The sequence below is a fragment of the Mesorhizobium sp. M7A.F.Ca.CA.004.06.1.1 genome (assembly GCF_003999135.1).
Classification (GTDB): Bacteria; Pseudomonadota; Alphaproteobacteria; order Rhizobiales; family Rhizobiaceae; genus Mesorhizobium.
The window spans coordinates 1-6,472 of record NZ_RZPQ01000302.1 but is presented as its reverse complement, the minus strand read 5'-3'; the positions used below and the strand labels follow the sequence as shown (position 1 = coordinate 6,472).

Genomic DNA, 6,472 nt, shown 5'->3' with positions numbered 1-6,472 from the left:
CCATGCGTTCGAACTGCTCGCGCCTCTCGGGCTCGAGCAAGGCGATGACGTGGTCGCAGAACATTTGGGCCTGGTGTCGGGTTTCGGCGATGTCGAGGTTTTTGAGCGCCTTGTCGGCCTGGATGGCGTTCTGCAGATCCTGGATGGCCGGATCGCCGGCGACACGGCTGAGATAATCATCGAGCAGCCGGTCAGCGGCCACGATCACGTCGTTCGCCTCGCGGATTTCGGCGATGATCGTGGTCAGCCGTGCCCGGCTGACCTCTGAAAACCGCTCATAGAGCATCGCCAGGATCGCCGATTTGTTGGGAAAATAGTGGTAGACGGTGGCGATCGGCCCGCCCGCCAGCATGCCGACTTCCTTCATGGTGACGGCGTCGATACCCTTTTCCCCGATCAGCCGCATGGTCGTCGACAGGATCGCGTCGATGCGCTCGCGGCTGCGTTCCTGCTTGGGCCTGCGCCTCGGCTCGGTCGCCATTCTCTTCAATTCCGTCATGCACCGATCTTTCGCACGGCTTCCCAAATTCCGGTTGACAAGAAAATATGATCAAGTATCAGTTTCTGAAATACTGACAGGTTGTCAGCTTTTTTGCCGCACGGCAAGGACGTTGGGAGGCGCCTTTGGCTTCGACAGATACCGGCCACGCAGGCAGTGGCGACTGGCTGGTCGGCAATCCGACCGGCTGGCAGCTCGCCTCGGCCTTGTGGATCGGTTCGGTCGGCCTGCTCATCCTCGGCCTGCAGCCGGTGCTGCTCGGAGCTCTCTACACCGAAGGCCATGTCAGCGGCGACGAACTGGCGCTGGTCGCCACAGCCGAGATGATCGCTATTGCCATCGGTTCGGCTGTCGTGGCGATGCTGCTTTCGGCGCACCACATGCGCTGGAAAAGTGCCGTCCTTCTGCTGCTGCTGGCGCTGGTCAATGTGTGGACGGCCTATGCCGCGAGCACCAGCACGCTGATTGCGGCCCGCGCCCTGGCCGGGCTCGCCGAGGGCGGTCTGGTCGCCATCGCCACCGAACTGATCGCCCGCTCGCGGCGCGCCGAGCGCATCGGCGGCTATTTCGTCACCATGCAGACGCTGGCGCAATGCGCGCTCGCCCTGTTGCTGGCGCTCTATGTCATCCCGGCCGCAGGGGCGTCGGGCGGCTTCATCGTTCTTGCCGTCGTCTGCGTCGTGTCGCTGGTGGTCGCCTTCACTGTTCCCGGTGACTATGCCGACCTGCCCAAGGAGGAGAACCTGGTCAATGTGCTGACGCTTCCCTCGACGACCGCGCTGCTGTCCGTCTTCTGCTATTTCATGTTCTTCGGCGCGGTCTGGGCCTTTCTGGAACCGCTTGGCGCACAGTATGGCATCGATGGCCGCACCGTCGGCCTGATCGTCTCGGCCAGCCTCGCCGTGCAGGTCCTGGGTGCTATGACGGCCACCGTGTTCGAGGCGCGCATCGATTATCGCCTTGCCATCGCGGCGATCGGCGTCGTCGCGCTTGTCAGCTCCCTGGTTCTTGCCAGTAGCCCTGGCCTGACAACGTTCTGGGTCGCTGCCTTGGCCATGGGCTTTATCCTGCTGTTCATCGTGCCCTACCAGATACGTCTGGCGATCACCGCCGACGAGACGCGGACCGCTGTGCTGCTGGTGCCGGCAGCCCAGCTTTTCGGCCTGGCGATCGGGCCGATCGCGGCGTCGCTGCTCATCGATGGCAAGGATTTCCGGCCGGTGCCGGAATTCGCCGCCGCCAGCGCGGTCGCCAGCGTGGCGCTGCTCGGTCTCTTCGTCCTTGTGTCGCGTCACCGTCGTGCGGTTGCCTGAGCGGGGAGGTGGCATGTCTAACATTTGGAGCAACTGGTCGGGCTTTGTAAGCGCCGAGCCCAAGCTGATCGCCAGCCCCGGCGATGCCGGTGAACTCGGTGATCTCGTCCGGACCGCGCCTGGCCCGGTGCGCGTCGCCGGTGCCGGTCATTCCTTCACGCCGCTGGTGAAATCGCAAGGCACGATCCTGTCCCTGGAGAGGCTGGAAGGGCTGGTCTCGCACGACGCCGAAACACATCGGGCGCGGGTGCGGGCAGGGACCCGGCTCGGCCCGCTGATGCGCATCCTGCAAGGCATTGGCCAGGGCCTGCCCAATATGGGCGACATTGACCGCCAGGCGATCGGCGGCGCGCTGGGTACCGCCACGCATGGCTCGGGACCGACGCTCGGCGCCTATCACACGCAGCTGGAGACGGTGCAGATCGTCGACGGGCTTGGCAAGGTCCGCGACTTCAAGCGGGCAGGGGATCAGGACATGATCCACGCCATGGGCGTCGCGCTCGGCGCTTTCGGCGTGCTCACCGAAGTGACGCTGAACAACATCGCGACCTACCGGTTGCGCCGCCGCAAATATGTGCTGCCGATCACTGAGATGCTGCGCGACTTCGAGGCGATGATGGCCGCGCATCGCTCGGCCGAATTCTACTACATTCCGTTCTCCGGCTATGCGCAGTTCATCGCCAGCGATTTCAGCGACGCCGCACCCACCGCACGGCCGCCGGAAGAGGACGAGGCGGGTTTGAGGACGCTGCGTCGGCTGCGCACCTCACTTGCCTGGCTGCCATCGCTGCGTGGCCGCCTGATCCGTTCGGCGGCCGTCAGATTTCCCGCCGAGGACTACGTGCAGGACTGGCTCAACGTCTATGCCAGCGACCGGCAGACCAAGTTCAACGAGATGGAATATCATTTGCCGTTCGAGGAAGGGCCGAAGGCGTTGGCCGAGATCATCGAGCTGACCGAGAAGCGTTTTCTCGAGGTCTATTTCCCGATGGAGGTGCGCTCGGTCGCGCCGGACCAGTTCTGGCTTTCGCCATTCTACAACAGGCTGACCTGCTCCATCGCCATCCACCATGATGCAGCGAACGATCCTCTGCCGTTCATGCGGGCGGCGGAGCCGATCTTCCGCAGATATGGCGGCCGGCCGCATTGGGGCAAGATGCACAGCCTGAAAGCGGCGGATCTGAAAAAGCTCTACCCGCGCTGGGACGATGCCATGGCGGTGCGCCGCGACGTCGATCCGCAAAACCGCTTCGTCTCGCCCTATATGGCCGGCTTGTTCGGCATCGAATGATGAGCACCTATTTTTCCACCCTCTCGGATGCGCTGAAGACCGCCGGCATCTTCCAGCCCTGCCTGCTGCTCGATCGCGACCGGCTGGACGGCAACATTGCCCTGGTCAAGGAGAGACTGGATCCCGGCCTGGCCGTGCGGCTGGTCGACAAATCGCTCGCGTGCATGCCGCTGCTTGCGTATATCGCCAAGGCGCTTGGCAGTGAGCGCTTCATGACCTTCCACCCGCCGATCAGCGAGGCGGTGCTGAAGGCGTTCCCGGATGCCGATCTGCTCTACGGCAAGCCGATGCCGATCGGCGCGGCAAGGGCGGCGCTGGTGAAAGCCGATACCGACTGGTCGCGCGTCTGCTGGCTGATCGACAGCGAGGAAAGACTGGCGGAATATGGCGCGCTGGCAGACGAACTCGGCATCGGCCTGCGCATCGCTTTCGAGATCGATGTCGGGCTGCATCGCGGCGGGTTCGCCAATCCTGAGGCCTTGTCGAAGGCGTTGAGCGCGTTGCCGGCCCGGCTGCATTGCGAAGGCGTCATGGCCTACGAGGCGCATGCGCCGCTCATTCCTGGCCTTTTCGGCGGACCGGCAAAGGCATTGGCAAAGGCGTCGGCGCAGGCCTCGGCGTTCGTCGCCTGTCTCGGCGCCGACCAGCGCCGCATCCTGAACATCGGCGGCAGCAAGACCGCGCTGCTTCATCATGGCGGCGCGGCCAATGAGGTCTCGATGGGCTCGGCCTTTGTGCTGCCCAGCGACTTCGATACGCCAGGCCTCGACGGCTTCCAGCCGGCGGCCTTCATCGCCACGCCGATCCTGAAAATGGTCGAGCCGATGCTGCCCGGCCCGCCGGCCGTCACCCGCCTGCTGCAGGCGCTCGGCCGGTTCCCGCGCAAGGGTTGCTACCTCTATGGCGGCAAGTGGATGGCCGAGCCGGTCTTCCCAGAAGGCATGAAGGCGAACGGGCTGCTCGGCCTGTCCTCCAACCAGCAATTCATGGGCTTGCCCGCCGACGCGACCGCAAAGCCCGGCGACTACGCGTTTCTAAGGCCGACGCAGAGCGAAGCCGTGCTGCAGCAGTTCGGGTCGATCGCGGTGTTTTCCGGCGGCCGGATCGCCGATCGCTGGCCGGCGTTGCCGATGGCCTGACCGACTACGCCTTCACCGGTATCCAGATCTCCAGCCCGCCCTTGCCGCTGCGCGGGTCGAATTCGGGGCCGTAGCGTTCGAATTCCGGCGCGTCCGCGATCTCATGCCCGGAGGCCGGCAGCCATTTGTTCCAGATCGTGTTGACCGTCCGGCGGATGGTCGAGATGTGTTCGCGGTGGGCAAAGACCGCATATTTCTGCGCCGGCACCCGCACCCGGTAGAAGTCCCTGGGCAGGTCGGAGAAGTCAGACACTTCGACGCCGCCGATGTAGTCGAAATTGCCGGCATCGTCGCCGTTGACGCAGACGCCATAGGCGACGTCGCCGGTCTCGCCCGGAATGTTGCCGATATAGGGGCCGAAGCGCTGCCACTGCATCGGGATGGCGGCGCTGGTTTCGCAGCTGCAGCGTTCGCCGAGGCCGGCGATCAGGAACGGCCGGCTGGTCTCGAAACGCGGCGGTTCGAGATTGGTGAGGAGGGACTGGTCCATCAGGATCGGCTCCACGAGGTCGAGCTTGTCGAGTGTGCCCTGCGCGCGCACCAGTTCCGGCGTGGTGCCGAACTGATCGCGGAAGGCACGGGTGAACGCCTCATGCGAGTTGTAGCCGGCGTCGAGCGCGACGGCGAGGATGTCGGGCGCCCCGCCCGCCAGCTTGCGCGCCGCCTCGGTCAGCCGGCGTGAGCGCATGTAGCCCATCACCGACCGGCCGGTGGCGGCGCCGAAGGCGCGCGTCACATGAAAACGCGACACGCCGCTGTTTTGCGCGACATCATCAAGCGAGATCGCCTCCGGCAGATGGCTTTCGACGAACCACAGCGCTTTCTCGGTCGGGTCCATTTTCTCCTCGCATTGGCCAGATCATCCTGCCGTTTCCTGGCGCAGCCAGTTTGATCGAAATTGCGCATCCCGTGCAATCTGCGCCGATGCCGGTCGCCATCCGGCCAACCGCCCCATGAGCTTTCGCTTGACAGCGACCGGCGTCATCTCTTAGGTATGTTATATTATTACATAAAGAGAGCATGCGATGCCTGTTTCCCTTAGCTGGCCCACCACTCCGTCCGAGAAATCCATTGCGAAGCGATCGGCGCAAATCTACGCTGAAGCGGTGATGGTCCCCGAGTCGAAAGGCGAGGGGTGAAAAGGGAACACGGTGAGGCCTGCTCAGGTCGAGACCGTGGCTGCCCCCGCAACTGTAAGCGGCGAGCAAAATCCGTGAATGCCACTGGCCGGCAAGGCTGGGAAGGCTGGATGGCGCAACGACCCGTGAGCCAGGAGACCTGCCATCACTGAGTTGACCGGACGGGGTGTGCCGGGAGGAAACGCGAATCCCGGTCTTGTCGGCCGGTTCGCCAGCTTCCTTCCGTCGCCAGTTTTGGAAAGTGACGGAAAGTTGGACGGCTCCATCCATCGCATCGTCGTATATACGCTTTGCCGTCCCGGCAAGCCGGCGGGCAGCAGCCGATGACCGTAGCGCTTCTCGAAGCCCGTGACCTCTGCGTCACGGCGAATGGGCGGGATCTGGTTCAGGCGGTCAGCTTCTCGGTGGCCGCCGGCGATCGCCTTGCCATCATCGGTCCCAACGGCGCCGGCAAGACGACGCTGCTGCGCATGCTGTCGGGCATGCTGCGTCCGAGCTCCGGCGAGGTGAAGCTCGGCGGGCGCCGCCTGGACAGGATTTCAGCCGCCGAACGGGCGCTGCACATTGCCGTGGTCGGCCAGACCGACCAGCCCGATCCGCGGCTGGCGGTGGTCGACTATGTCGAGCTTGGCCGGGTTCCGCACGCCGGGCTGCGGCGCAGGAGCGAGGAGCGCGAGATCGTCGTCGATGCACTGCGCCGGACCGGCCTGCTGCCGCTATTTGGCCGCACCATCGGCTCGCTGTCGGGCGGCGAGCGCCAGCGCGCCCAACTTGCGCGCGCCATCGCCCAGCAGCCAAAAATCCTGTTCCTCGACGAGCCGACCAACCATCTCGACCCGCGTGCCCGCGGCGAACTGCTCGACCTCGTGGCAGGCTTCGAGATGACGGTGATCGCGGTGCTGCACGATCTGGCGCTGGTGGCACCGTTCGCCACCAGGGTGGCGGTGATGAACCATGCCCGTCTGCAAGCGCTCGCCGCACCGCGCGAAGCCCTGACCCAAAAGCTGATCCGCGAGATTTTCGGCATCGATGTGCTGCGTCTGCGCCATCCGACCGAAGACCGCGAACTGACGGTGTTCGATGTGCCGAAC

6 protein-coding genes and 1 riboswitch are annotated in these 6,472 nt (G+C 64.8%); of the genes, 4 read left to right on the top strand and 2 right to left on the bottom strand.

Annotated elements, in window-relative coordinates:
* Positions 1–499, bottom strand: a 499-nt coding sequence (locus EN906_RS18490; RefSeq protein WP_164777225.1) for a TetR/AcrR family transcriptional regulator, incomplete at its 3' end; no start/stop codon positions are given.
* Between the two features lie 125 nt (positions 500–624).
* Here EN906_RS18490 and EN906_RS18485 point away from each other — a divergent pair.
* From EN906_RS18485 to EN906_RS18475, 3 genes are read left to right on the top strand one after another with little or no spacing between them, the layout of a single operon-like run.
* The gene (locus EN906_RS18485) at positions 625–1,812 is read left to right on the top strand and encodes an MFS transporter (RefSeq protein WP_127269303.1); all 1,188 of its coding nucleotides are present in this window, start codon (positions 625–627) and stop codon (positions 1,810–1,812) included.
* Positions 1,813–1,825: 13 nt separating this feature from the next.
* The gene (locus EN906_RS18480) at positions 1,826–3,103 is read left to right on the top strand and encodes a D-arabinono-1,4-lactone oxidase (RefSeq protein ID WP_127272478.1); all 1,278 of its coding nucleotides are present in this window, start codon (positions 1,826–1,828) and stop codon (positions 3,101–3,103) included.
* The gene (locus EN906_RS18475; RefSeq protein ID WP_164749008.1) at positions 3,103–4,242 is read left to right on the top strand and encodes a DSD1 family PLP-dependent enzyme; all 1,140 of its coding nucleotides are present in this window, start codon (positions 3,103–3,105) and stop codon (positions 4,240–4,242) included. Before EN906_RS18480 ends, EN906_RS18475 begins: the two co-directional genes overlap by 1 nt.
* 4 nt (positions 4,243–4,246) lie before the next feature.
* On the opposite strand, the gene EN906_RS18470 is transcribed toward EN906_RS18475, so the two are convergent.
* Complete coding sequence (locus EN906_RS18470; protein WP_127272480.1) at positions 4,247–5,080, bottom strand: AraC family transcriptional regulator; 834 nt, start codon at positions 5,078–5,080, stop codon at positions 4,247–4,249.
* A 255-nt stretch (positions 5,081–5,335) separates the two neighbouring features.
* Positions 5,336–5,543: riboswitch (cobalamin riboswitch) on the top strand.
* 161 nt (positions 5,544–5,704) lie between these two features.
* Here EN906_RS18470 and EN906_RS18465 point away from each other — a divergent pair.
* On the top strand, positions 5,705–6,472 hold a 768-nt coding region (locus EN906_RS18465; protein WP_164777224.1), incomplete at its 3' end, for an ABC transporter ATP-binding protein.